General features: G+C 34.6%; 20 protein-coding genes and 1 riboswitch. Of the genes, 4 read left to right on the forward strand and 16 right to left on the reverse strand.

Annotated elements, in window-relative coordinates; all coding sequences use genetic code 11:
• Position 1: 1 nt before the first annotated feature.
• The 4 genes from P2W75_RS09715 to P2W75_RS09730 form a co-directional block, all read right to left on the reverse strand.
• Entirely contained in the window at positions 2 to 292 is a 291-nt protein-coding gene (locus P2W75_RS09715) for a GNAT family N-acetyltransferase (RefSeq protein WP_207296485.1), read from the reverse strand.
• Between the two features lie 12 nt (positions 293 to 304).
• Entirely contained in the window at positions 305 to 1,243 is a 939-nt protein-coding gene (locus P2W75_RS09720) for a ring-cleaving dioxygenase (protein ID WP_276380233.1), read from the reverse strand.
• A 167-nt stretch (positions 1,244 to 1,410) separates the two neighbouring features.
• Complete coding sequence (locus P2W75_RS09725; protein WP_207296487.1) at positions 1,411 to 1,863, reverse strand: response regulator; 453 nt, start codon at positions 1,861 to 1,863, stop codon at positions 1,411 to 1,413.
• A gap of 4 nt (positions 1,864 to 1,867) precedes the next feature.
• A complete protein-coding gene (locus P2W75_RS09730; RefSeq protein WP_207296488.1) occupies positions 1,868 to 4,933 on the reverse strand; it encodes a PAS domain S-box protein in 3,066 nt (1,021 codons plus the stop codon).
• Positions 4,934 to 5,140: 207 nt separating this feature from the next.
• On the opposite strand from P2W75_RS09730, the gene P2W75_RS09735 reads away from it, so the two are divergent.
• Positions 5,141 to 6,019, forward strand: a complete 879-nt coding sequence (locus P2W75_RS09735; RefSeq protein WP_276380235.1) for a diacylglycerol kinase family protein — start codon at positions 5,141 to 5,143, stop codon at positions 6,017 to 6,019.
• Between the two features lie 42 nt (positions 6,020 to 6,061).
• On the opposite strand, the gene P2W75_RS09740 is transcribed toward P2W75_RS09735, so the two are convergent.
• The 10 genes from P2W75_RS09740 to P2W75_RS09785 form a co-directional block, all read right to left on the reverse strand.
• A complete protein-coding gene (locus P2W75_RS09740) occupies positions 6,062 to 8,332 on the reverse strand; it encodes an ATP-binding protein (protein ID WP_276380236.1) in 2,271 nt (756 codons plus the stop codon).
• Complete coding sequence (locus P2W75_RS09745) at positions 8,332 to 8,925, reverse strand: biliverdin-producing heme oxygenase (protein ID WP_276380238.1); 594 nt, start codon at positions 8,923 to 8,925, stop codon at positions 8,332 to 8,334. Before P2W75_RS09745 ends, P2W75_RS09740 begins: the two co-directional genes overlap by 1 nt.
• Positions 8,926 to 9,010: 85 nt before the next feature.
• Complete coding sequence (locus tag P2W75_RS09750; protein ID WP_207296492.1) at positions 9,011 to 10,441, reverse strand: glycosyltransferase; 1,431 nt, start codon at positions 10,439 to 10,441, stop codon at positions 9,011 to 9,013.
• Between the two features lie 9 nt (positions 10,442 to 10,450).
• Positions 10,451 to 11,272, reverse strand: a complete 822-nt coding sequence (locus P2W75_RS09755) for a hypothetical protein (protein ID WP_207296493.1) — start codon at positions 11,270 to 11,272, stop codon at positions 10,451 to 10,453.
• Position 11,273: 1 nt separating this feature from the next.
• Positions 11,274 to 12,488, reverse strand: a complete 1,215-nt coding sequence (locus P2W75_RS09760) for a YaiO family outer membrane beta-barrel protein (protein WP_276380239.1) — start codon at positions 12,486 to 12,488, stop codon at positions 11,274 to 11,276.
• Complete coding sequence (locus P2W75_RS09765) at positions 12,485 to 12,850, reverse strand: response regulator transcription factor (RefSeq protein ID WP_207296495.1); 366 nt, start codon at positions 12,848 to 12,850, stop codon at positions 12,485 to 12,487. Before P2W75_RS09765 ends, P2W75_RS09760 begins: the two co-directional genes overlap by 4 nt.
• 73 nt (positions 12,851 to 12,923) lie before the next feature.
• The gene (locus P2W75_RS09770; RefSeq protein ID WP_276380242.1) at positions 12,924 to 14,912 is read right to left on the reverse strand and encodes a GAF domain-containing hybrid sensor histidine kinase/response regulator; all 1,989 of its coding nucleotides are present in this window, start codon (positions 14,910 to 14,912) and stop codon (positions 12,924 to 12,926) included.
• A gap of 147 nt (positions 14,913 to 15,059) precedes the next feature.
• Complete coding sequence (locus P2W75_RS09775; protein WP_276380243.1) at positions 15,060 to 15,698, reverse strand: NAD(P)H-binding protein; 639 nt, start codon at positions 15,696 to 15,698, stop codon at positions 15,060 to 15,062.
• Between the two features lie 117 nt (positions 15,699 to 15,815).
• Positions 15,816 to 18,095: a DUF5074 domain-containing protein gene (locus P2W75_RS09780; protein WP_276380244.1), complete on the reverse strand. Its 2,280-nt coding sequence runs from the start codon at positions 18,093 to 18,095 to the stop codon at positions 15,816 to 15,818.
• A gap of 28 nt (positions 18,096 to 18,123) precedes the next feature.
• Positions 18,124 to 19,320, reverse strand: a complete 1,197-nt coding sequence (locus tag P2W75_RS09785) for a cell surface protein (RefSeq protein ID WP_276380245.1) — start codon at positions 19,318 to 19,320, stop codon at positions 18,124 to 18,126.
• A 310-nt stretch (positions 19,321 to 19,630) separates the two neighbouring features.
• Positions 19,631 to 19,837, reverse strand: a riboswitch (cobalamin riboswitch).
• A gap of 268 nt (positions 19,838 to 20,105) precedes the next feature.
• Here P2W75_RS09785 and P2W75_RS09790 point away from each other — a divergent pair.
• Complete coding sequence (locus P2W75_RS09790) at positions 20,106 to 21,089, forward strand: hypothetical protein (RefSeq protein ID WP_276380246.1); 984 nt, start codon at positions 20,106 to 20,108, stop codon at positions 21,087 to 21,089.
• A gap of 2 nt (positions 21,090 to 21,091) precedes the next feature.
• Positions 21,092 to 21,739, forward strand: a complete 648-nt coding sequence (locus tag P2W75_RS09795) for a hypothetical protein (RefSeq protein ID WP_276380247.1) — start codon at positions 21,092 to 21,094, stop codon at positions 21,737 to 21,739.
• Here the strand turns inward: P2W75_RS09795 and P2W75_RS09800 are convergent, their stop codons facing one another.
• Positions 21,740 to 22,921 carry a serine hydrolase gene (locus P2W75_RS09800; protein WP_276380248.1) on the reverse strand — a complete coding sequence of 394 codons (1,182 nt, stop codon included), beginning with the start codon at positions 22,919 to 22,921 and terminating at the stop codon, positions 21,740 to 21,742.
• A gap of 200 nt (positions 22,922 to 23,121) precedes the next feature.
• Between P2W75_RS09800 and P2W75_RS09805 the strand changes: the two genes are divergently transcribed.
• On the forward strand, positions 23,122 to 23,880 hold the full coding sequence (locus P2W75_RS09805; RefSeq protein ID WP_276380249.1) for a response regulator transcription factor: 759 nt from the start codon (positions 23,122 to 23,124) through the stop codon (positions 23,878 to 23,880).
• 42 nt (positions 23,881 to 23,922) lie between these two features.
• Here P2W75_RS09805 and P2W75_RS09810 read toward each other — a convergent pair whose 3' ends face one another.
• A complete protein-coding gene (locus P2W75_RS09810) occupies positions 23,923 to 25,740 on the reverse strand; it encodes an alkaline phosphatase (RefSeq protein WP_276380250.1) in 1,818 nt (605 codons plus the stop codon).
• Positions 25,741 to 25,907 lie beyond the last annotated feature (167 nt).

Here is a 25,907-nt window from a genome sequence, read left to right on the forward strand (position 1 = left end):
ATTATTTTTTCCAGATATCCTGATATTCATCGGGATGTCTTTTGAATTGCGCATGAACATAGGGACACAGCGGCAAAACCATCAATTTATTGGCACGAGCATACGATGTCATTTCTTCCAGAAGCTTTTTAGCATAGCCTTTCCCCTCGCCTTCTGGTTCTACTCCTGTGTGGTAAACTGTAAGTAAATCAGGTTTAAGACTTATGGTCATTTCGCCTAGTTTTTTACCCTCAACATACAAATTGAAAGCTCCGTGTTTTTTTTCGTCTAATTCTAATTTTATTTCTTCCATGATCTTTTCTAATTAATTAATTTTTACCAAATGGGCTTCAATTTCTGCTCTGTGTGGCTCATATTGAGCTGGCAGTTTCAAATTTTGTCCTAATTCTTCCAAGCTTTCATCTACAGTAAATCCAGGATTATCGGTAGCTATTTCGAATAAAACTCCACCTGGTTCTCTAAAATATAAAGAATGGAAATACTGTCTGTCAATTTGTGGTGTAATTGATAATCCGTATTCTTCAACTTTTTCACGAAATTGCATTAATATTTCATCGTTTTGTACACGGAAAGCTACGTGATGAACAGAACCATTGGCTACTAAACCTTTTCTTTCATCAGCCAATTCTACTAAATCTACAATTGCCGCATTTTCTATGGCATCAGTAGCATAGCGGTAACGGTTTACTTCTTGAGCGATTAATTTGTAACCAAATATTTCCGTTAAAACTGCTGCTGTTGGTTTTATATCGTTTAAAGTCAGTGTGATGTTGTGAAATCCTTTTGTAGCGGCGTCTGCTTTTACTTCATCGGTTTCCCAGCCTTTTCTGCTGTCTTCGGTTTTAGATTCAATTAATTCTAATTTTAATCCGTCAGGATCTAAGAAAGTAAGGTATTTTTCTCCAAACTTTTCGGCTGGTTTGTTATAGATAACATTGTATTTTTCAAAACGCTGCTGCCAGAAATCCAAACTACCTTTTGGAACAGAATAGCCTATTTCTGTCGCCATTCCTGATCCTTTCCTGCCTTGTTGTATTCCTTCTCCCCAAGGGAAAAAAGTTAAAATTGTACCGGCACTTCCCACTTCATCGCCAAAATAAAAATGATATGTTCCAGGATCATCAAAATTCACTGTTTTTTTAATGAATCGCAATCCTAATATTTTTGAATAAAAGTCAAAATTACGTTTGGCATCGCCTGCAATGGCAGTAATATGGTGTAAGCCTAAGATTTTATTTTCCATGGTATTTTATGTATTAAAGTTGTTCTTGATTTTCTTTTACAAATTTACCACCGTTATACTTCTTGATCGATTAATCTAGATTAAGAAATAAAAACGAATAAAATGGAAACTGGCTGATACCATTAACGATTAGAAACTAGCGAATTAAAAATCAATACATTACGATTTTATCCTAAATAAAATACGTGGCGTGAACCACCTGAATGAAGGCTGAGAATCGTGTCTTTTAAACTGCTTTCAAGATTTGAGGTTATAGAATGCAGTACTTGTTTTAAATCTTTAAAGTTATTGGGTTTTACGAAATAGCAGATTGCACCGAGTTTTGATGCTGTGTCCATATCGTTTTTATGGGAAGAAGTCGAAATCATTATAACAGGCACATCTTTATATCGTTTATCCGATTTTAATTCTTTCAAACAATCCCAGCCATTCATAATGGGCATGTTTAAATCCAGAAAGATAACACTTGGAGCTTCATCAAGAGTGTTTAATATTTGCAGTGCTTCACTGCCATTTTCGGCACAATGACATTTAATGTTTTCATCTATTTCACCCAATGCTTCACAAAACATCTCTGTGTCATCTCTATCATCATCAGCAAGTAAAATTATCTTTTTCATTGTTTTAAATGTCATTTTCCTTTTGCTCAAAAGGGAGTGTTATAATAAATTTAGCTCCTTCATTAGGAATTCCCGATGCCATAATGTTTCCGCCATGGCGTTCTGTTATTTTTTTACAAAGCGACAATCCTAATCCTGTTCCTTCATAACGGTCTTTTGAATTAAGGCGTGTAAAAGTTTCGAAAATACGTCGGGTTTGATCGTGTTCAAAGCCAATTCCATTATCTTCTAAAGTGATCACAGCTGTTTTTCTGTCGTGCTGGTTAACTGTTGTTGAGGATATGGTTATTTCTGGCGGAATTCCTTCTTTGGCAAATTTGATGGAATTGTTTATCAGATTATAAAAAAGCTGATACAGTAAAACTGAAGCACCTTCCAGCACTGGAAGATCATGATAATAGATTTTTCCGTTAGTTTTCTGCAGGGAAATCTCTAAATCAGTTTCGATATTTTTAATGGTTTCATTTAAATCTACTAAAGTCGTTTTCTGAGAATCGGCATTTATTTTAGAATACGCCAATACTCCGTCGATCATATTAAACATACGATCTGCAGCTACATGAATTCTGTCAATATATTTTGCTGAAGATTCGTCTAACTGCCCCTGAAGATGATCTTCGAGACGGCCAACAAATGTCTTTATTTTACGAACTGGTTCTTTTAAATCGTGAGAAGCAACATGCGCAAATTGCTGTAAATCTTCATTAGAACGCTGTAATTCTTTAGTACGATCTGTTACCAAGATTTCCAGTTTTTCGGTAATAGATTTCTGTTCGTGTATATCCGTGCAGGTTCCAAACCATTTGGTTATAGTACCTTCTTTATCTCTAATAGGAACTGCTTTACTTAAAAACCAACGATATTCTCCTGTATAAGCGTTTTTTAAGCGAAATTCAAGCTGATACGGAGTTCCGTTTTCGACGCTTTTATACCAAGTTTGAGTGACAAATGGGACATCATCTGGGTGTAGTCTTGGAACCCAGCTTGAATCGCCATATTCACTTTCGTCAAAACCGGTGTATTCATACCAGCGTCTGTTATAATAATCTATAAAACCATCTGGATTTCCGGTCCAGATAATCTGAGGTACAAGATCTGCAAGCTGTCGGAACTTTTCTTCACTTTCTCTGATAACTTCATGAAGTTCTTTTTCTGAGGTGATATCACTTGCCGCACCAAACCATTCAATAATAGTACCTTGATCGTCGAGTATAGGAACAACTCTCGAAAAAATCCATCCTGTTGAACCATTCTCGTTTATTATACGATGTTCTAGTTCAAATATACTTTTCTCTTTTATGGATTTGGCAATAAGGTGTATGGCTTTTTCACGATCATTAGGATGAGCATATTTGTCAAGCCAATTGAGTATAGGTTTTTGCGAATCTAAAGAAAAATCATCTCCTTCGAGACTGTACATAATTCTCCAATCTGCATCCATACGGTATACTTCATCAGATGAAGCGTTTACTAAAGCTCGAAAACGGCTTTCACTTTCTTGCATTTTTTCTCTAGCCAAGACCTGCTGTGTCACATCAACCGCTACTTGAATCATTCCTGTAATTTGTCCGTCTTCAATCAACGGACGATAGGCAAGATTGTAATAATAGTCTTTTATTTCTCCTGTACGGTTATGAGGTACCAAAACTTCGCTTTGGTCAAAAGGAATTCCTTGGTTGTAGACATTCTGAACCTGTTCCCAAACATATTGTCCTTCGAGTTCCGGCAGCACCTCGATTAGCGGCCTACCAATAATTTCAGGTCCTCTGCCAATCATTTCAAGCATGTGTTTATTAACCTGCTCAATAACCAAATCGTCACCTTTAAGAACTAATGTTGGCGCTGGAGTCTGTTCAATCATCGATTTTAATCGGCTTTCACTATCTTCGAGTTTTCTTCTGGCTAAAACTTGTTCAGTTGCATCAATTGCCATATGAAGAACGGCGCCTGTATCGCCATCATCTTGAATGTAATCGTATGAAAAATTAAAATAACGACGTTCGAGATTACCATTTATAATTAAATCAACGGGCTGTTCATCGCCTCTAAAAGGAATACCTGTTTTTTGAACATTTATAACGGTTTCCAATGCCGGCTGATCCTGCAATTCTGGAAGTGCTTCGAGCATTTTTTTTCCAACGGCATCTTCTAACCCTTTTTTGTTCATGAATTCCAGCATTGGCTTATTGATAATCTCCACTACAACATCTTCTCCTCTGGAAAGAAGCATTGCTATTGGGGATTGTTCAATCATATTTCGAAAACGAGTTTCGCTCTGCTGCAATTTTTCTTCGGCTTGTTTGATTTCGGTAATATCTCTGGTAGTTCCTGCAACGGCTTCTACTTCTCCTTTTTCGTTTAAAACGGGAACGAAAATATAATCGTAGATTCGGCTTCCTAATTCGGCATGCGGAAAAGAAACTGTACCTCTAATCGATCTTTTTTCAGCTACAACGGTATCAATTTCTCTTTCGTGCATAAGAGCATGCCATTCTTCATAACCATTTTCACGTAAGCCGCGTCCGATAGAATCTTCAGCAGATTTTCCCCACATTGTCAACAAAGCCTTATTGGCATACGAAAAAGTATAATCAAGATCAAAAACATACACCAAATCTGGTGTAGTATTTATGATAGACTCGTAAAATCGTTTTTGTTTTTCGGCTGCAATAAGTGCCTCATTTAAGGCTGAATCTGCCTGCTTTTTTTCGGTTATATCTTCTACATTTAAAATCAGCAGTTCGTCTTCTTTTACAATTGTAATTCGAAACCACTTTATCTGATTATTTTCTTCATAACATTGCTCGAAATCAGCAGTAATTCCAGTTACGGCTGTATCAATACTATTTTTAAGAATTCCGTTATCAACAGCTTTAGAAAACACTTCGCTTAAACGTTTCTCTCTGTAGTCTGAAACATTAATCCATTCAAGCAATCGCGAATTGAACTTTAATATTGAAAAATCTTCTATCTGCCCTTTGTCATTATACAATGACTTAAGAACTGCAATACCATTTGGCGCAGCATTAAATATGGCTTTAAAAAGATCAGGATTATTTACTAACTCCATCGCAACAGCTTCGTAGATTAAAAAATTTGCTTTTAGAAATCAAGCTTTGAGCCGTATCTCCTAATCTAAATTAATAAATAAAACCCTATTGTTCCTAATTTACGAGAATAAATCTTATGAATTTATTGTACTAAGGAAATAGAAATTCAAAATTAATTCAGAATTGAATGGTAAAATTTGCGGTTTGTAATAACCTTTGAATTGATAATGACTTACATTCATTTTATAATTAATCCTATTTCAGGAAGCGGAAAACACAATTTAACTCCAGAACTCATTCAAGAACATTTTCCTGCTGATCTCTATACCGTAAAAACCGATTATACCACACGTAAAAAACATGCTGTAGAACTTACTGCGGCAGCAGTACAAAATAATCCAGATTATATAGTGGCGTGCGGCGGCGATGGTACTATTAATGAAGTGGCTTCATGTTTAATTGGGACATCCATTATACTGGGTATACTTCCGGTGGGTTCAGGAAATGGACTGGCCTCAAATCTAAATATTCCTCGTGATTTTAAAAAAGCGATTGACATTATCAAAAAGGGACAAACGAAATTAATTGATGCTGGAAAAATAAATGGAAGTTATTTTTTTAGCAACACCGGAATTGGTATTGATGCCATGATTATAAAAAAATATGAAAATTCAGGACGCAGGACATTAGTTTCATACATAAAATCAGCCTTGATTTCTAGTTTTGAATTTAAGTCTGAGTCTTCCATTATTTCTTTTGAAGAACAAACGATACCTACTAATCCTTTCATGGTTTTTATATCCAATTCAAATGAAATGGGATATAATATGAGTCTGACTCCAAAAGCTTCTTTACATGACGGATTACTTGATCTCGTTATTATACCAGAATTATCATTTGTAGAAAAGTTAATTTTAGGATATTATGTGCTTCGAAATTCAGTTCAAAAATTCAAAAAAGCAAAGCATTTTCTAGTTACTGATATTCATATTGAAATACCTTCAAAAATATTTACAGATGCCCAGATAGATGGTGAACATTATAAACTTAAATCAAATAAAATAGATGTTTCTATACTTCCTCATTCATTAAAAGTAGTGGTTTAACTTCCAAAAGATGTGATAAAAAACTGAAATCCTGAGATACGTTTAAATAAGCGTATCTTCAGGATCACAAGGAAAATAAATTATAATATCGGTGCCTTGATTGGGTTTTCCTTCGGCATGAATATCTCCTCCTACTGCCTGCATAATTTTTTTACATAAAGCAAGTCCAATACCTGAACCAGCATATTGTTCCTGATTATGAAGTCGGGTAAAGACTTTGAAAATTGACTCGGCGTATTTCTGTTCAAAACCAATTCCGTTATCCGAAAAACGAACCCAGTGGCAGTGCACTTTATACAAATGACGCATTATGACGGGTTCCTGCGAAGCGGTAATTTTGATAACCGGCGTTCTTTCTTCTGATGCATACTTTAGAGAGTTCTGAATGATATTCATAAACAGCTGCTGCATTAAAAAGCCAATGGCGTGAATTTCAGGAAGATTTTCAAATTCAATTACTGCATTTTTTTGTGTAATGACTTCCTGCAATTCCTTTATGGTAGATTTTAATACTTTGTTTAAATCTACTAATTGCAACGCTTCTTTGGCATTTTTGATGCGAGTGTACTTCAGAATATCTTCCAGCAGACCTCTCATTCTACTAGCCGATTTTGAAACGCGTTTTAAAGAAGCTGCAATTGATTCTTTAGAAACTACATCTGGTTCAGTAAGCATTTTGGAAGTAATAAGCTGAATTTTACGAAGCGGTTCCTGTAAATCATGCGTACTAATCCAGTTGATGTTTTCAAGCTCTGAGTTGGTTTCTTTTAAGATTTCACTCTGTGTACGGTATTTTTCTTCTTCTTCACTCAGCATTATCATAATCAACTGATTGTGAAGAGCGTGCGCATATTGAATCGCTGCATTAATTTCGTACCTTTTCCATTTTGTACTTTGGTTTTTAACAATCTGTTTCCAGATATTAAATGAGTTTCTAGGATGAAGTCCGTTTTTGTCTTTTACGATGCTTTTTTCAGGTTCACCTCCCCAATTTATTTCAGAAATGGTTTCGGGTCTAAACCAAATTATATGGTCGTTATTTCCTAAAGAATGATATATACATCCTGCAAAATCAGAATCGGTTTCTATTTCAGGAAAAGAATTGCTGATGTTATTGGTGGTGAATACACTGTTTGTGTTTTCATTACCAATAAGTTCAATCAGTTTTATGATTTTTTCATCAGATGGTGTTAAACCGTTTTTATAGATTTTATCTCTTGAAACAATTGAAACGCCTGACGCATTTGATAAATCCAATATCTGCGGTGTTTTCACAACGAGTTCTAATGAACTTTGTAAAAGCGGTATTTCGAGTCCGGTTAATTGTTCTAATGCTAAAGAGGCTTTCTGTACACTTACATATTCATCGTTCGATTGCCTGATATCGATTTGAGAAGTTATAAATTGCCCTTGAAGTTTGGCTGCTAGTCTAATTTCGGGCGAAATATTCTTTTTTGAATAATGATGGCAGGCAATTAATCCCCACAGTTTGTCGTGATGAATTAACGAGATAGTAAGCGTAGCGCCTACTCCAATATTCTTTAAATATTCAACGTGAATTGGTGATGTGCTTCTTAAAACAGAAAGACTCAGATCAAGGTTTTTATTTTCTTTATCATCTACCGTAAAAATTGGAACAGGTTCATAATCAACATCTACAATAATTCTGAGCTGATTTTTTATGTATAATTCTCTTGCCTGTGCCGGAATATCAGTATGCGGGTAATGCAATCCCAAAAAAGGCTCAAGATCATCTCGACGGCTTTCAGCAAATACTTCTCCATTGTATTGTTCATCAAATCGATAAATCATTACACGATCGTAACCTGTTATTTTACGGGTTCCTTCTGCTACAAGTGCACACAAATCTTTAAGTGACTTGGTCTGGTTCATCTGGGTTACAAACTGAATAGTCTGTGTATAGACATCGGCCAGTTTTTCTTTGTCTGGAAAATGCGGTTCGGCTTCCAGAACATAAATACCGTGACTTTGGTGTATACTTACTTGAAAAAGTTTCCCTAAAAGTTCTATTTCGAGAGGAAATGCATCCTGAATTTTATCCGTATTAAGGTAATCTAAAATCTGCTGTTGGGCATCAGAACCAAAAACAGCGGCAAAGTTTTGTCCTAATGCTTCTGTATAAGAAACAGCGATAAAGTCAGCAACATTATCAGTACAAAAATCAATTTTCCAGTCTGCAGTAACACCTATCAAAAATCCGTGAGGCTGAATTTTGCCTGGAATATGAATAGGTTCATGTTCACAATTGGTAAGTGTAACAATGTCGCGGTTGACTATATCTTTTATCTTCATTATGCGTTTTGAAAATGATTATAAATGCTTTCAAAAGCATATTTTGCACCTTTTATAATTTCATCTCCACAATTATAATCTTGTTCGTATTCGGCTAAAACATTTAGAAACGTTTTCCAGTAACTTCCTGTTTTGTCTCCGTACCCATTAAAATAAGAAACGCCTTTATCTGTAGAGAGTTCAGGCAATTTTGAAACATTTTTCAAAATAAATCTTCCTCCAAGTGTCGATCCTTCCATTACATACAAAACTCCTAAAGCAAAAGGAATACTCATGTTTGTTATTTCAAATACTTTGGCTGAATTAATTTTAGTGTGATGAAGAAAAGAAAGATCATTTTCTATAAGATGTTTCTTTTTTCTGTGTTCTAAATCTTCAACAATACCTGAAAGCAGTGGATAAACAATATTTTCTGTATCGTTGTGAACATCATGCATTAGACTTAAATAATGTACATAATCTTCTATTTTCATGTCTGGTGAAACAATAGACATTGAAACTGGAAGTTGTTCTAATTTTGTATGTGAATCTGCGGTGTGCGTTTTGATATCAGTAAGAAAACCTGAAGATATTGAAGTTGAATTTGTACTCATTTATTGGGTAAATATTATGGCATTAGGAGAGTTAACAGCAACTTCTCTGTAGCAAATTTAATAAAAAAATAAAAGCTGATTTTTATTATTTCTTGGTAAAGCCCTTTCTGGTCATTTCGCCCCATCCTTTTGTGCCCATGATTTTTTCTTTATACCCCACCAACGCTGCATAAACGGTAAGCGGATGAAAATATAAAGGTTCTATAAAAGCCGCCATTAATAATTTAAAAAAGTCAATTTGTTTTGGGTATTTATGATACGTTCGCTCTTCGCTGTACAAAGCAATAACCGAAAAGAAAACTGCAAATGTGTATACAAAAAGCAAAAGAAGCAGGAAAAAATGCCAATTTAACTGTCCCAAAACTATAAATATAATTGTTATTACCAAACCAATAAACTCTATACCAGGGGCCAGAAATTCAAATAATGTCCAATACGGAACACTAAGCATTCCTAATAATTTGTATTTGGGATTCAGAAACATCTTTTTGTGAAAATCAAGGGTTTCAATGGTTCCCCGCATCCAGCGGCTGCGCTGTTTTTTAAATATTTTAAAACTTTCCGGAGCTTCTGTCCAGCAGAGCGGATCAGGAATGTAAGCTACAGAATACGGAAGTTTATTTTCTAACATATAACGGCGCATTCTCACAATCAATTCCATGTCTTCGCCTACTGTTTTAGTGCTGTAACCTCCAGAGAGTACTGCAATTTCTTTATCGAATGCACCAAACGCACCGCTGATGAGCAGTAATCCGTCGAGTCTTCCCCACGCCATTCTTCCCAAAAGAAATGCTCTCAGGTATTCTAAAACCTGAATTCTAGGCAGCATCACATCTGGAATGTTCACTTCAACCAAACGTCCGTTTTTAATCACACATTGATTCGCAATTCTTACTACGCCGCCAGTTGCGATAATTCGTTTTCCGTGTGACTCTAAAAATGGTTTTGCCAGTTTTAAAAGAGAATCTTTATCGAGAATACAATCAACATCAATGCAGACAACATAAGGGTTCTGCGCAATATTAAGACCTACATTTAAGGCATCTGCTTTGCCTCCGTTTTCCTTGTCCACTACGATTAGCTTTTTGAAAGCGGCATTTCTGGATGTGTAAATTCCTCTGATTTTTTTGGTTTCAATCTGCGGATGAAAATCTAAATCGGTCAAAACAAGATCATAGGTTTTCATTAGGATTTCCATCGAATTGTCTTTACTTCCATCATTCACAACAATTACCTGATAGTTATTGTAATTTAAGGAAAGTAATGATTTTACATTTTCTTCTATGGTAAAACCTTCGTTGTAGGCAGGAGCAATCAGGGAAAGTTTAGGTGCAAATTCGCTGGTAAGCAGTACTTCGTAATCTACGAAACTGTTTTTTTTAAGATAACCTCGTAATTCTTTAGTTGAAAGATAGGCTAACACAAGATACGACGACATGATTAATATTGCATAAGCAAGTATAAGGATGATGTATACATCTATAAACCAGGTTACTTCGCTATTAAAAAAAGTCATTTGTTTAATTTATACTGTTAAGGTTTGTAATACGTTCTGCGCTTCGTATTTAATGGTTAAATTTGGTGTTTGAGCTGCTAATTGTGCTACAAACGGAACTTTTTGTGTTAGTTTGAGTTCTTTGATAAGTTTTAATCCAAGGGCAATTACAGTTGTATTCTGCGATTCTAATAAAAGCTCAACTCCGCTAATATCGCCAATATCGTGTTTTTTAAAAGCATTTATAATATTCACTTGTGTCCAGTCGTCAATAGGATCTCTGTGCTGGGTAAGATGTACAATTCCTTTTATTCCTGCGAGTTTAATACAAGCGTTTATGGCAGTAATCTTTAAAGTTTTGTTTCGGGCCTTTGCAAAAATGATGATCTTGTCGAAAGCCTCTATAATATTAAACTCAGCTAGTTCAGTAATTCCTTTGCATTTTACTTCCCATTTTAAGCTTTTGAGTTTTCTAAATGAGTCTTTTATCAATCCCGATTCTTTGTAAAATTGTTCCAGCTTCTGGGCAAATACACCTTCGTAATTTTTATGCAGATTGATGATCGATTCTATGACAACTTCTCTGTAAAAAGTGGTATCAAAAAGTACTAGAAAATTTTTGTCTTCTTTAAAATCTGAATAAGTTCTATCTTCAAAAATAACAGATGAAAGTAGTCTTTCAATTTCAATGTTGTATTCTTTTCGAAGTCTTTCTCTTCTAATATTTCGGCTTCGGCTCCAAACAATAATTAAATACAGCGTAAAGGAAGCCAATACAAACAAATAGATTGAAAAAGTTAGAAATGGTACTACCCAATGACTGTTTTTATATAGTTCCCAGATTTCTGCCATACTAAAAACGTTTGGTTACAATTAACTGTACATTAAATCTATTTCGATATTGTCCAGGCGTATATTCTTCATCTTCATAAAGGAAAATGGGGCGTACAAAAAATGAATCTCCAAAACGATGCTGGTATTGCAAACCAATTCTATAGGCTTTTAAAGGCTGTGTAAATCCATTATAGAGATACAAATACGGTACGTTTCCATATTGAAGTTCGAGTCTTATGATGCGTTCTTTTTCTTCATTGCTTCGCTGTAAACTTAAAACATGCGAAAATAATTCGTTTGAAGTGTCATAATACGGTCTGTAAGCCAGTGTGTAATTTCCTGAGTTATACGCCAGCTGACCTGTAACGAGTGTAATATCATCAGTATCAAAATGCATAAAACGGGCTCCTAAAGAGTAATCGAAATTTTTATGCGGTTTAAAATAATATTCTAATCCTGCCTTTGCTACTGGAAAAATTGTTTCTCCAGTCGAAACTCCAGCGTTGGCATACAGATAACTTTTGTTGGAAAATGTCTGGTAGAAATCGGTTTCAAATAACATTTGGGTATTATCAGAAACGTTTCCAATATTGGCTCTTCCCACAATGGCCGATTTTGAAAATTTATGTGAATATTCGACATATCCGTAATGAAATGGAGATTGTCCTGGATCTGATGTTGAAATATTTAGATAAGAAGCTGATACTGCATTTTTAGCCTTACGCCCAATTAGTGTGCGGATTCCTCTGAAAGCCTGAGTGCTGTTTTCGATATCAGATCTTGAAATGATGTCCAACGCTTCTTGATCTCGGTTTAGTTTTTCAAGACAGGTTACTTTTATTTTTAGTACTTCTGTATCTTTTGGATTCAATGCTAAATATTTATCGCAGTATGTTATGCATTTTTCGAATTGTTCCGACCAAAAATAATTGTTTACTAGGGCTTGTAAAGCTTCTGGATTTGGATTAACTCTGTCTGCCATAGGCAGTAGTATTTTTGCAGAGGCAGTATAGTCTTTTTTCCAGCTGTAGATTCTTCCGGTGTAGATTTGAATATCTTCATTTTCAGGAAATTTTGCACGTAAAGGCTCTATTAAAGACAATGCTTTATCGAAATTATTCTTTTCAACTTCTTGTTTTACTTTGGACAGCGTTTCATCGATATTGATTTCCTGCGCAATTGCGATAGAGGAAATAAACAACAGTAAAATTGAATAATAGATATACTTCTTCACGATCGGATATTTAGTAATTTATTAATTCGTACCAAAAGAACCGCCGGACTAACTGGTTTTGCAATAAATTCATTGGCTCCAATATCAAAAGAGTCCAGCTCTGTTTGTTCTACTCCCGAAGAGGTCAATATAATAACAGGTACGTTTGATTTTAATGTTTCTCGTATATATTGTGTAATCTGCATACCGCTGATGCCGGGCATGTTTATGTCCGTTAGGACCAGATCATAAGTATTTGTTTCAATGGCATCCAGTGCGTCTTTTCCATCCGAAAACTGATCGACACTAAATCCTTTAGATTCTAAGAAAAAAGATAACGATTTGCGTAGGATATCATTATCTTCTGCTAAAATAATTCTCATTTTTATTATTATTTATCTTGAGGCAACCTTAAATTATAACAATAGAATTGTAAAACTATTGTGTAAATTCTCTCTAATATAACTCTTTTAAAACTTTTACGACTTCTATTATCCCACAATGCAGAATTTCAATTTTGTCTATACTTTCTGTGGTGAATATTCCAGCTGATGCTTCTTGTTCGAGAATAGCCGCACAGTTGCTAAGATCTTCCAACAGGAATATGTCCAAACTGGATTTCATATTGTGTGCCACTTTTTTGACTGTTTCATGATCTTCGTTTTTAAAAGCTTCTTGAAGCTCAGCGTCTTGTTCTGGAATTTTTTCTAGAAAGATTTCAATCATGTCTTTCTTAAAATTTTCATCGCCGCAGGCCATTTCCTCTAAGAATGATAAATCGACAGTACGTTTTTTAGTTAGTACAGCATCTGTATCCATTACTGTTTTTATGGCTTTTAAAAGTACTGCCTGCTTAAATGGTTTTGGTACATAAGCATTCATTCCTACTTTGTAACAACGTTCCTGTTCTCCAACCAATGAATGTGCGGTCATGGCAACAATAGGAATTGTCGATTTTAGTTCATTTCTGATGAATTCTGTAGTTTGATAACCATCTTTCACAGGCATCTGCAAATCCATTAAAACTAAATCATATGTATTTTTAGATAATAATTCAATACCTTCTTCTCCATTATTAGCAATATCTAGATCGAAACCAAAATTATTAATTACGCTTTTTGCTAGTTTTTGGTTTAAAATATTATCCTCACACAAAAGTATTTTCAGTTTTCCTAAATCATTTTGTGATGTTGATTTTAATGAAAGTGATACCGTTGTATTTTTTTTATAAGTCAGTGTAAAATAAAATTCAGAACCACGGTTTAATTCGCTTTTTACATGAATTTCAGATCTTTGAAGTTCAATAAGCTGTTTTACAATGCTTAATCCAAGACCTGTTCCGCCAAAAGTTCGCGTAGTACTTTCTTCGCCTTGTGTAAAACGTTCAAAAATGGTTTTCAGTTTATTTTTAGGTATTCCTATCCCAGTATCTTTAACTGAAAATTTAAGTGAATAGGTATCATCTGTTTCTTCTGTTTTTTTGACCGAAACAGTGACTGCACCTTCTGAAGTAAATTTTAGTGAGTTTCCTATCAAATTCACTAATATCTGGTTAAGTCTTCCTTGATCGCCAATAATCATATCCGGCAGATCGGCATCTAAAAAAAGATCAAATTCCACATCATTCTGCACTTTCACTTTCAGCAGATTGTAAACGTGTTTTAGGGTTTTCTTGATATTAAAAGGTTCTGATTCAATAGCGAGATTTCCAGATTCGATTTTAGAAAGATCCAAAATATCATTTACAATCAAAAGCAGATTTTCGCCTGCAATCTGAACACTTTCAATATAATCACGCTGCATTTCATCTAACTCTGTCTGCGCAAGAAGATCTGTAAAACCAATAATTGCATTTAAAGGCGTTCTGATTTCATGGCTCATATTGGCCAAAAAACTATCACGCGCCAAAACAGCTTTTTCGGCAATTTTTCGCTGTTCTTTCAGTTCAATATTTTTGGTTGACAATTCTAATTGTGCGATTACATGTTTAGCAACAATCGAAAGGGCATTTTTTTGATTCTCATCGAGTTTTTTGACTATATGATCGACAGCACACAAAGTTCCAATGTTATAACCATCGGGAGTCGTCAGTGGTACTCCAGCATAAAAACGTACGTTGAACCCTCCTGTTACATTGGGATCATCTTTAAAGCGTTCGTTTAAATGTGTGTCATTTATTTCAACCATTTCAGTGTCTAAAATGGTATAACGGCAGAATGTAATTTCTCTAGGCACTTCAGATATGCCAATACCAATTTCAGATTTAAACCATTGTCTATTTTCATCTATAAATGAAATATGAGCAATGGGAACCCCACAAATATATGAAACAAGCTTTGTGGCATCATCAAAAGCATTATCCGGAAGCGTGTCTAATATATTGTAGCGTTTTAGTGCGGCTAAACGCTGCAGTTCGTTATCTGGAATTGGAAAATCTTTATTCATTTTAATATAAAAGTAAAGTGCATAAAGGTAAGACAATTTGGTATAAAACCCTAGAGTAATTGTACTCTGCGGTGATTCTTTAACCTCTGTTGAAGATTTCCAGAACTTCTTTTTTTGACTATTGTAAAGAGTATTAGGAAGTAAAAACTAAAATTTAAGAATACGATCGAGTTCTAATATTGTGATTCCGAGTGGAAGTTCTTTTGGAGCTTTTCTTAATTTTTGGGCTAAAAAGTAAGTCGAAATAGGTTTTATATTCTTAAACAAACCCAATGCATTCAAGACTTTAATAACTTTTACGGCTATTTTTTCTCCCAAACGATCTGTGTCTTTTCGAATTAGCGGACCAGGTCTGAAAATGATATATTGACGGAAATCAAGTTTGGCAATATAATCTTCTAATTCGCCTTTCATTTTAGAATAAAAAACACTGCTTTTTGCCGAAGCTCCATAAGAGGAAACCAAAACAAAAGATCCGACTTCATTTTTTCTGGCAATTTCAGCAAATGCAACAGGAATATCAAAGTCGATTTTCCATTGGTTTTCTTTTGATCCAGCGGTTTTCAATGTGGTGCCGAGACATGAAAAGAGAACATCTCCCGTAATTATATCTGAAAAAGATTCGGGTTTTGAAAAGTCAACAATATATTCTTTCAATTTAGGATGAGATTTTCCTGTTGAACGTCTTACAAAAAGTACCACTTCGGTATAATTACTATCATCAAGAAGCTGATTTGTTAAATCGTGTCCAGTAGAACCTGTTGCGCCAATTAGTAATGCTTTCATGTTATAATTTATTTTAAGAGCAGAACTTATGCTGCTAAAAATTAATTTCTATCAAATATAATTAAAAACCCCTTTACCAAAGTCAACAAAGGGGTTTCTTTTGAAATAAAAACAAATTTAATTCTTGATAAATTTATGGGTAAAATTCCCTTTATCTGTGCTGATAGTAATGATGTACAAGCCTTTTGCAAAAGCACTCACATCGACTTGGTTGTTGTTTATTACTATATTTACTGCTCTTCCAGCAACGTCGTATATTATTATGCCTTTTAATTCATCTTGAGTTTTAATGTTCAAATAATCGGAAACGGGATTTGGATAAATTGCCACTTGTATTCTTTCAAACTGATCTGTTCCTAAAGTGCTAGTGGTAACGGTTATCGTTTTTTCGATTATTTTACCATTCGAATTAAAACTAATTACAACTGCTGCATTTCCTGAAGCTTTTGGCGTTAGAACCAATTCGTCATCTGCATTAATTTCTGCTGTAACAATTTCTGTATTACTAATTGATTTTACTTTTTTTACAATCGCCGCACTTAGATTATCTTGATCCGAAACTACCGTTTTTAAATCAATTACCAAATTGTTGCTTAAGGAAACTTCAGATGCTAAATCTGCACTTAAAACCGGCAGAGCATTATCTGGAAAAACCGTTATGGCTGGAAACCAGTAATAATCATTTAATGTTTTGGTGCTGATTAACGTTCCAGAATTACTAAAAGTATGTATCCAGTTTTTCTGGTAATGAGCGCCATAACCGCTTTCAGTAGTATTGAGAATCAATTCATCAGAAACTGGATCAATACGCAAGGCCGCTCCATACGGAATTTGTTTATAAGTGTCAGTCTGTCCCGGAATTACCGCAAAGTTTTCATTGAAGGTTTTGAATGCTGCATCAAATTTTACGATTTGTGTTCCCGAATTGAAACTATTGATTGAGTTAATCCAGTATAACGCATTTTCTTTATTGCTGTAGGTAAAACTTCCTGCATTCCATGCTCCCCACGAACCTAAATATTTAGTAGTTGGAATGGTATATTCGGTTACATCAAAATTTACTGCGTTGATGTTTACCAATTTCTGGTTTTGAATCGCCCAGACACTCCCGTCTTTTGCTTGTGCAATAGAATGAAATGCACCTGAAATAGTTTTAATTACCGTATTATTTTTTGGATCGATGATTAAAACTCCTGCGTTTTGTTTTACTGCAAATACATATTTTGAGGTACGAATCATATTCCCTATTTGTCCGGCATATTGACTTCCTCCGCCAGTTCCTGCTATCATATCGCCTACTTTCATATTCGCAATATCAAATGCAAAAATTCCGTTTGAAGCGCCAATGTAGCCTGTATTTTCATCTACACCAATAAACGAGCGTCCGTCTCCTCCACCGATATTATCAAAAGCAGCGATTTTTTTCATTGTTAAAGCATCGGCAATTACCAATCTTCCGCCTGGAGTATATTGACTATCACCGCCATCGGCAGCTTGTTTTGAAATGAAATAGAATTTATCGCCATAAATAGTTCCGTATTGTGTAGTAGCGCCAAAAGCCTGATTGTTGTTGGCTGCGCTGTAAACACGATAATTGATATTTCCTTCATTGTCTACAAAATTTACAGAACCATTCGTGTGTCCAAACCATTCTTCGTTTACTACAAAATAGCCTTTTGTAAAATCTACCACATTTACATAAGGATCAACAGGAGTAAATTCTGTTGAAATATCAATGGTATTAAATTCTGGATTGAAATTCCAAACATCCCAAGAACCATTTTGTAAAGCACGACTAGACGCTCCCAAACCCGAGTACCCAAAATCGCTATCGATGTCATCTTTTACCCAATACGACCAATATCCTTTTGACATCCAACCAGACTGCCAGTGATCTTCTGTATCTATTGGTGTGTATTGATCAAAATCGTAAGCAGTTGTGTTTACAATACCACTTACAGGATAATACGGATAGGTTACATTTTCATCTTTATAAAGTCCGTTCGTGTTTTTTCCATTCAGGTCAAAACCAAATCCTCCAATCGCAGAACCAAATTGTGTTCCCTGATACAGCAACGTAAAAAAACGGTGATCTGCTTTTGCAATGGCTTTTAGCATATCTTCTCCTGTTGCATCGCCATCCCATTTAAATCCCCATACTAAAGCATCAGAATTTTTATCATCATTCCATTGTACGACAAAAGCGGCTTTGTTGCTTCCTGTTCCCACCCAATATTTTATATCATCAAAAGTGATGGTACCGGCTGCTTTTTTGGATTGCTTTTCTGTTGTTATTTTTTGTTTTATGTCACTTCTTGGCACGCCCTGAACGGTAATCTGAGCATTCGAAAAGAGTGCAAAAAATAACAACAGTATTAAAAAGTAGTTTTTCTTCATAATTTGTATTTAGGTTAAAAAATTTTAATTAGTCAAAGTATAAATCATAAGCGCCGGCTACTTCTGTCGAAACTTCTCCAAGCCAGCCCGCTTCATGATTAATTCCTGTATGAACTTTAATGAAATCAATTCCAGAAAGTTTTACGTAGTTTCCGTTTTTATCAACAGCCCATGAAATGTCAATGCTAGAAGCGTCATCATTATTGGGCGCATTGTCAGCATAACCGAATTCAAATGATTTACCGACCCAGTAATTTCCAGTGCCGCTTTGGTCATAAAAGTTATTCTCCATTCGGGTTCCTTTGAGCGTGTAAGATGCGTCTGAAATCCAAAGCGGATAATAACTTTGAATATGAAAATTGTTTTTGGTCTTATGGCCTGAATTTCCCAAATTGTCCTGCCATTTAATGTATTCAACATCAGTCTGCCAGAATTCATTTCCTGTTACTCCGGTTTTAGATTCGTCTGGTTTAAAATAGGTTATGCTGTAGTTTTTAAGAGTTGTATTTTTAAAATATTCACTTCCTGCTATTTCGTACCATTCGTCTTCATCAGGTTTTCCGTTTTTATTTTTGTCGTAAGCGACTAGAATAATTCCGGGTTCACATGATCCTGAACGAGCTTCATTGGCTTCATTTCCCCAAAATGCATTTCCTAAAACTTTAAAATCTTTTCCTTTCAAATTGGGAATTGTATGATCGAAACCAAACACAACATAACCACCAAAACCACCTAAAGAAATCATTGTGGTATTAGAACCTACCAAAGATTTTTTGGCCAAAGCAATCACTTGAGCTTCTGTGTTTCCAGCTGCATACTGCGGAATTTCATTGGTAAACTGCCCCACTGCTGGACGAAAATCAAATACGTTCGAAATGTATTTACTATAGGTTCCTGCTTCTTTAATGACATTAATTTTAGATTCGTAAATCTTCAATACACCATTTTTTTCTACCTCTAAAAACAAAGGATAACTTTTTAAATACGGACTGATAAAATCCAGTTGCGCTGTATTTGAAATTACAGAATCATTAATACGCCATTTTATTTTGGCATCAGCAGATAAATCAAGAGCAATGTTGAGCACTTTAAATCGATCAATTGTATATGATTCTTTTAATACTACTGTCGTTTCGGTTTCTTCTTCTTTATCGGTTTGGCAGGCTGTTATTCCAAAGAGAAAAAGAAATAAAAATGTGGCTTTTAGAATTTTAGTTGAATTCATTGTTTTTTTGGGAAGATGTGAAATGTGAAAAGCAGATTTGAGATTTTATTTGATAGAACATAAATGATTCAACAGATTTTGGAAAAAATCTGCAACTGAATAATTGGAAAATTATCATGAGAAATATTCACATGATGTATGTTCAGCAATATTGCTTGAAAAGAAAATAAACGAGTTTGCTGGATACGATGCATTACCTATTAATTTTAAAAATTAATTTTCGGGAACGTAACCAAACAACAATACGAAAATAGACCCGCTACAAAATAGCCGGTGCAGTTATTGTCTTCAACTTTATTCCTCGAAAGTTTTAAACTTATGTGATTATGGCAGGTCTCCTGACTTGTTCCATCTTTAAAACAGCCTTCTCATACGCGGCAGCGAACAATGGCATAAGTAACGTTTAAAGACTTAATAGAACTTACAGTAGCGGGTCTGTTCAGGATTTACACCTGATTCCCTTTTAACTGTTTTTCTTAAAAATTGAAAAAAACAGACCAAAATCTGTCGCAAAGGTAGAACTATGTTTATAAAAACAATAACTATTTTGTACAATTATGGTTTTCTCACTTTAAGAAAACAACATTGAATATTGTGCATTTTTTCTTTTAAGAATGGTTTAATATCTATTTCATAACAAAAAAATTTTGTGATACAATTCTTATTTCCTTAAATTTGAATGATACCATCTGTAGAAAAACCTTATAAATTCATAAGTGTTTTTTAGATTTCAAATGAAAATACATGCCAAAAATTATTTTATCTAACCCAAAATCTTGTAAGCAATGAAAAAAAATCTTGCCTTAACCTTTTGGGCACTTTACATGCTCTTTTTTGCTATTCCGTTTCCCATGTTTTTGTATTACAACATTAAAAGCGAATCTGATATTGATGCTTTAAAAGACGGAAATCCTTATTTGGCTTTAGCTTATCTTGCTCTCTCTATATTACTGTGGCTTATTCTTTTAGTTGGTTATTTTAGAAAGTGGATTCTACAGCTTTTTATTACCAGAAGAAATATGGCAAAAATAAAAGCGCATGGAGTACTTCGAGAATCTAAAATTTTAAATGCTCAGAAAATTTCAAAAGCAACTTCAGTTTACAACACATACGAACTTGAATTGTGTTTCAAAAATTTATCTGATTCTGAAATCACACACAAAACGACTATAACCGATCTAAAACCGCTGGCAAAACGTTTTGAAAGTGGCAATAAACTGAATATCTTATTAGATCGGGATATGAACCAGCCGCCTTATATGATGATTGCTTCATCTGAAGCTTCTATAAATTTTAGAAGTTTTGCTTTGAGAATATTAGGTTTTGTTATTCTTTCTATTGCAGTTATAGCGTATTACATTTTTTCATACCGAACAGAAAGTTACGGTATGGGCTGGCGATTTCTAGCTTTCTGGCATCCGCTCATTCTCTGTCCAGCCATATTATTGTTTTATCGTATACTTGTAGGCTTTATATTTAGAAAAATAACGGGATTAAGCGATGATTCACTAGTAATTAAATTTAAAGGAATTAAAACTTCAGCCAAATTAATCAAAGTAAGCCAGACCGGAACGTATATTAACGAACAACCTATGATGCGATTTGAGTTGGAATATACAGATACTCACAATCAGCTGCATCGCAGCAGTTTGAAAAAAGTGGTGGGACTGCTTGATCTTGATATTACGAAACAGGAATACATTTCTATCTTTTATTTACCGGAAAATCCAAGCCAAATTGCCTTTACCTCAGATTTAAATACTCTTTAATAATGAAAAAACTGATTATTGCAACGATTATTTGTTCGATACTTGTAAGCTGCCAGCAGATAACACAAAGTATAAATGAAACTTTTAAACCTAATGATACTGTTGTCGAAAAAGAACATGAATTGGAACAAGAACAAAAATTCGAAACTTCAAATTCTGAAACTACAGCAAACGAAAAAATAGTTCTTTTAGAGCATCCAGAAATTTTGCAAAAAGCGGAGGAAGAATTAAAAAAATTACCACAGTATGCCGGAAAAGAAATATTTGTTTACTCTACAGTATATTTTTATAATTACGGGAGCATAAATGTGTTATTACAACATCCAAAAAATCCAAAATACGTTGATACTTACGAATACAAAGACGGTAAATGGTCGGAACCAAGACCGGTTCAGTTATCAGTGCATGACGATATTAAAGGCCGATTGGTTCCGCTTTCTAAAATAAACTTTATAAATGCTTCAAAAGTTGCCGAAATCTATAATCAAAAAGCAAGCGAAATCGAAGGTGCAGAGCCTTTAACAAGCGTGTACATTTCGATTTGGAAAAATCAGCTAAAATGGTATCCAACAAGCATACACGGAAGCCGCGAAAGGTATTCGATACAATTTAATGATGATGGGTCTCTAAAAGAATTTAAACAGGATTAACTATTTTTTATCATACGGAATGTATTGATCCCACTGCCATGGTGTGAAAGTATCTTTTATTCCCGTTTCTAATAGATATTTTATAATACTGTCTGTGTTGTAACTATTAGACATAATGAGCATTCCGATTCCTTTTTCAGGGAAAATAATTCCGTAATTTTGAAAACCCGAACCCTGCCCTTCTTTAAAAGCGCCAATTCCGTATGGCGACTGCAGTATTCCCCATCCTAAACCATACGAAAGCTGAATGTTGTCGTTCCAATTTCCGTCTTCAACCGCACCCGGACCAAATTGTGTTCTGGAATGAATTCTAATCTGCGGACTAAACATTTCTTTATATGATTTTTCTTTTAGAAGTTTTTTACTCAGCAAAGCCGAAAGAAATTTACTGTAATCTTCTAAAGTTGTTTCAAGTGTTCCTGCTCCTCTTGGCGCATTGTCTTTGTCTTTTTCCTGAAGCGAATTATCATGTTCGTAGCCGTACGCATAATCTTTTTCAAATTTATCCTGCCATTTATAACTAGAATTCGTCATTCCAAGAGGCTTAAATACTTTTTCCTGAGCCAGTCCTTCCAGAGGTTTTCCGGTAATTTTTTCTAACACCACCTGAAGATACGTGAGTCCTTCTCCCGAATAACTGTATCTTGTTCCCGGTTCAAATTTAATGCGTAATTTTTCATCCGATTCAAACCAGCGCCAGTTTGGAAAACCAGTTGTATGATCCAAACACATACGGGCCGTAATTTTTGTATATCTCGGATCTGATTTTAATTCTGTAAAATCTTCATGCCATACTTTGTGTTCGTATTCATAAATAGGTTTTGGCAGATAACTTTGAAGCGGTTTATCTAAAGTTATAACGCCTTCTTCAACCAGTTTCAATACTAAAACAGCAAAAACGGCTTTACTTAAAGAGGCACCGTATAAATTAGTATTGGTTTGTAATTCTTTTTGTTTTTCAACATTGCTGTAACCAAATGTTTTCATAAAAACCGGTTTCTTAGAATTGAAAACGGTTATTCCAATTCCTTTTACATTGCCTTTACTCATAAAGGTTTTTATCGCATTTGTAAGACTATCCGCAGAAATCGTACTGCCGTCAAGTCTTTTTATAAGAGAAGCATTTTGTGCCGAAACCGAAAAAATACCGGCAGAAAAAAGAATAATCAGAAGTTGTTTCATAAAGGTTACAGTTTTGGTTAATTCAACAACTTTAAGATCAATTTAGCTGAAGTAAATTGATAATAAGTCGAATACAAAAAATAAGAATTTCAGAATTAGTTTAAATCCCATTTTAATTATTATATTTCCGTCTAAAATTTCACACAAATATATTTTCTATATACGCAGAAGACAATACTTATAAATAACCATTTTTTTGAATGAAGAATATCAAAAATGATTTGAATATACAATTGTTACAACAGCCTATTTCAGGTAATTCAGAAAGTGATGTGCAATTGAAAAAATGTCAGCAAATTGCTCAAAATTTTGCCGAACTAGAAAACGGAATTGCTGTTTTGAGCGACCTGTACCATAATAAAAGTTATGTGTACTCTGGAAAAATTGCCAACGAACTGGCTATTTTTCAATCAAAACAAATGCAGGAAATAGAAACCATCTGGGAAGAAGAATTGTTTAACAAATTAAATCCCGATGATGTGCTTCAAAAATATGTTTTAGAACTCAAGTTCTTTCAGTTTATTAAAACCATTCCAATCGAAGAACGCCATGATTATTGTGTAATAAGCCGTTTGCGGCTTATCGACAAAAATGCCGATAAATCACTCCTGCACAAAATGTATTATTTTTCAAATCCTGAGCATGAAAATATAGAACTCGCATTATGCCTCTACAATTTTGATTTCCTGCAAGCTTTAAATTATGAAGGTGCAATTGTAAATACAGCAGACGGAAATATCATCAACCAAATTGAAACCGAAAACAATACTTTTCTTTCCAACAGGGAAAAAGAGATCTTAAAAATGCTCCAAAAAGGCAAACAAAGTAAAGAAATCGCTTCTCTTCTTTTCATCAGCATTAATACCGTCAGCCGACACAGACAAAATATCCTCGAGAAAATGAAAGTTAATAATACCACCGAAGCTTGTACGCTGGCACAGAAATTAAAATGGATATGAAGGTAAAAGTCCGCATTAGTAATTAATGCGGACTTTAAAAAATTACTTCTTAGAAACCAATTCCATAATTTTAGAATAGATTTCGGTGTTTTGGTAAACGCCTGAGAAATTCTGAGATCCCGGACCATATGCAAAAACCGGAACTGGAACTGCTGTATGATCGTTGGTGCTGAAGCTTCCGTGAACGTAGCCTTTTTCGATACTTCCGTCGATTAATGAAAGTCCGCCTGTTTCGTGATCTGCAGTTACAATTAAAAGTGTTTCAGGGTTTTGGTCTACAAAAGCCATTGCCTCTCCTACTAATTTGTCAAAATCCAGCATTTCGCGAACTACGTATTCTACGTTTGTCTGGTGTCCGCCGTAATCAATTTGCGCTCCTTCGGCCATGATGAAAAACGGATTTTTTGTTTTCGAAAAAGTGTTGACTGTTTTAGAGAACGATTTGGTTAGAAAGTCTCCTCTCCCATTTTTCATTGAAACTACTGCAGCATCTTCTAAAACTACAAATCGGTTGTTTTTGATCGTGTCCAAACTCGCAAATTTATCTGAAAATGTATATCCTTTTTCAATTAATGTTTTTGCTAAATCTTTACCATCTTTTCTTGATATAAATTCTTTCTGTCCTCCTCCAATTAAAATATCAGAAGAATTTGAAAGAAAATCATTGGCAATTGGTTCGCTTAAACTTCTTTCTGTCTGATGCGCGTAGAAAGCAGCTGGTGTGGCATCTGTAATATTTCCAGCAGAAATAATTGCCGTTTTATAGTTTTTCTTAGCCAATTGCTGTGTGATTAATTCCAGCGGTTTTCCCTGTTCGTCAACACTTATAAAACGATTATTGGTTTTATGTCCTGTTGCCATAGCCGTAGCGCCCGCAGCCGAATCGGTAATGTAACTGTCTGATGCTTTGGTAATCGAAAATCCTTGTGTTGGAATATTAAACAAACTCAATTGTCCTTTATTCGCAGTATAACCTGAATAGATTTGAGTTAATCCCATTCCGTCGCCAATAAGGAGAATTACATTTTTCGGACGTTTGTTTTTGAAGTTATTCTTAGGAATATACGCTTGGTGGAATTCCGTATTCTGGTAGAATGTCGTTTTGATATTATTGATGAACTGCGCCAATTCAGCTACTTTATCTGTTCCTATAAAATCGACTTTTAAGTTCATTAAAGTCATATAAGTATTGACATTGTCCTGTGTTGCCCAGAATCTGATTTTTTTATTCTGATCGTGTACTTTTTTAATGATTGCTTGAATTTTTTCAGAATCTGGTTGTGTTAGAACACCTTTTCCATTCCAAACCGTGATTTCTTTTACATCTTCACTAATCATTTCAACACGTGCTAATTGATCTGATGTGTAATTTTCGGTTAATCTTCCATCAAAATAAATGAAATCCGGGTATGTTGCCCAAAGTGTTGCAACAGGTCGGTTTCCAGAAATAACCACTTTTATATTTTTATTCGAAATAATATCTGGAAATGTTTTTAATTGCTGCGTGATGGCTTTTAAAGTCGTATCAGCATCCGACTTGATGTCGATCATCAAAATCAAAGGTTTATTACTTGGATATGCTTTTCCTTCCAACGTTTTTAGTTTAGAAGAAAGCGGTTCCAAATACATACTTTTAAGGGTATTATGGGCTGTAATTTCTTTTGAATTATGCGCTACAAACAATTCGTTGTTTACTAAAAAAACATCGGCTTCGATAATACCGGTTTCATTGGAATACGCTCCGTAAAAAGGCAGTTTACTTTCGTAATCGTTATGTGAATGAATGTTGGATGAAGTGTATTCTTGTGCTTGTACAAACAAACAAAATTGAAGGCAAAAAAGGGTGACTATTTTTTTCATCGAAAATGATTTTTTATTCTTTTAAAGCTGTAGGTAACTTTATGAGAAAGGGTTTCTGCTATTTTTTAAACACATAGAAACATAGCTTTTCTTATATGTAGAGGCGTTATACTTTGTTTAAATTCGCGTAATAATATTTTTACAACTGCAGCCTCCTGACCAAGACT

The organism is Flavobacterium sp. H4147 (assembly GCF_029360735.1).
GTDB classification, from domain to species: domain Bacteria; phylum Bacteroidota; class Bacteroidia; order Flavobacteriales; family Flavobacteriaceae; genus Flavobacterium; species Flavobacterium endoglycinae.

What these genes read in the sequence shown, in the direction of transcription:
- P2W75_RS09715 (WP_207296485.1), bottom strand. Translation starts at nt 292, where the DNA reads ATGGAAGAAATAAAATTAGAATTAGACGAAAAAAAACACGGAGCTTTC.
- P2W75_RS09720 (WP_276380233.1), bottom strand. Translation starts at nt 1,243, where the DNA reads ATGGAAAATAAAATCTTAGGCTTACACCATATTACTGCCATTGCAGGC.
- P2W75_RS09725 (WP_207296487.1), bottom strand. Translation starts at nt 1,863, where the DNA reads ATGAAAAAGATAATTTTACTTGCTGATGATGATAGAGATGACACAGAG.
- P2W75_RS09730 (WP_207296488.1), bottom strand. Translation starts at nt 4,933, where the DNA reads ATGGAGTTAGTAAATAATCCTGATCTTTTTAAAGCCATATTTAATGCT.
- P2W75_RS09735 (WP_276380235.1), top strand. Translation starts at nt 5,141, where the DNA reads ATGACTTACATTCATTTTATAATTAATCCTATTTCAGGAAGCGGAAAA.
- P2W75_RS09740 (WP_276380236.1), bottom strand. Translation starts at nt 8,332, where the DNA reads ATGAAGATAAAAGATATAGTCAACCGCGACATTGTTACACTTACCAAT.
- P2W75_RS09745 (WP_276380238.1), bottom strand. Translation starts at nt 8,925, where the DNA reads ATGAGTACAAATTCAACTTCAATATCTTCAGGTTTTCTTACTGATATC.
- P2W75_RS09750 (WP_207296492.1), bottom strand. Translation starts at nt 10,441, where the DNA reads ATGACTTTTTTTAATAGCGAAGTAACCTGGTTTATAGATGTATACATC.
- P2W75_RS09755 (WP_207296493.1), bottom strand. Translation starts at nt 11,272, where the DNA reads ATGGCAGAAATCTGGGAACTATATAAAAACAGTCATTGGGTAGTACCA.
- P2W75_RS09765 (WP_207296495.1), bottom strand. Translation starts at nt 12,850, where the DNA reads ATGAGAATTATTTTAGCAGAAGATAATGATATCCTACGCAAATCGTTA.
- P2W75_RS09770 (WP_276380242.1), bottom strand. Translation starts at nt 14,912, where the DNA reads ATGAATAAAGATTTTCCAATTCCAGATAACGAACTGCAGCGTTTAGCC.
- P2W75_RS09775 (WP_276380243.1), bottom strand. Translation starts at nt 15,698, where the DNA reads ATGAAAGCATTACTAATTGGCGCAACAGGTTCTACTGGACACGATTTA.
- P2W75_RS09780 (WP_276380244.1), bottom strand. Translation starts at nt 18,095, where the DNA reads ATGAAGAAAAACTACTTTTTAATACTGTTGTTATTTTTTGCACTCTTT.
- P2W75_RS09785 (WP_276380245.1), bottom strand. Translation starts at nt 19,320, where the DNA reads ATGAATTCAACTAAAATTCTAAAAGCCACATTTTTATTTCTTTTTCTC.
- P2W75_RS09790 (WP_276380246.1), top strand. Translation starts at nt 20,106, where the DNA reads ATGAAAAAAAATCTTGCCTTAACCTTTTGGGCACTTTACATGCTCTTT.
- P2W75_RS09795 (WP_276380247.1), top strand. Translation starts at nt 21,092, where the DNA reads ATGAAAAAACTGATTATTGCAACGATTATTTGTTCGATACTTGTAAGC.
- P2W75_RS09800 (WP_276380248.1), bottom strand. Translation starts at nt 22,921, where the DNA reads ATGAAACAACTTCTGATTATTCTTTTTTCTGCCGGTATTTTTTCGGTT.
- P2W75_RS09805 (WP_276380249.1), top strand. Translation starts at nt 23,122, where the DNA reads ATGAAGAATATCAAAAATGATTTGAATATACAATTGTTACAACAGCCT.
- P2W75_RS09810 (WP_276380250.1), bottom strand. Translation starts at nt 25,740, where the DNA reads ATGAAAAAAATAGTCACCCTTTTTTGCCTTCAATTTTGTTTGTTTGTA.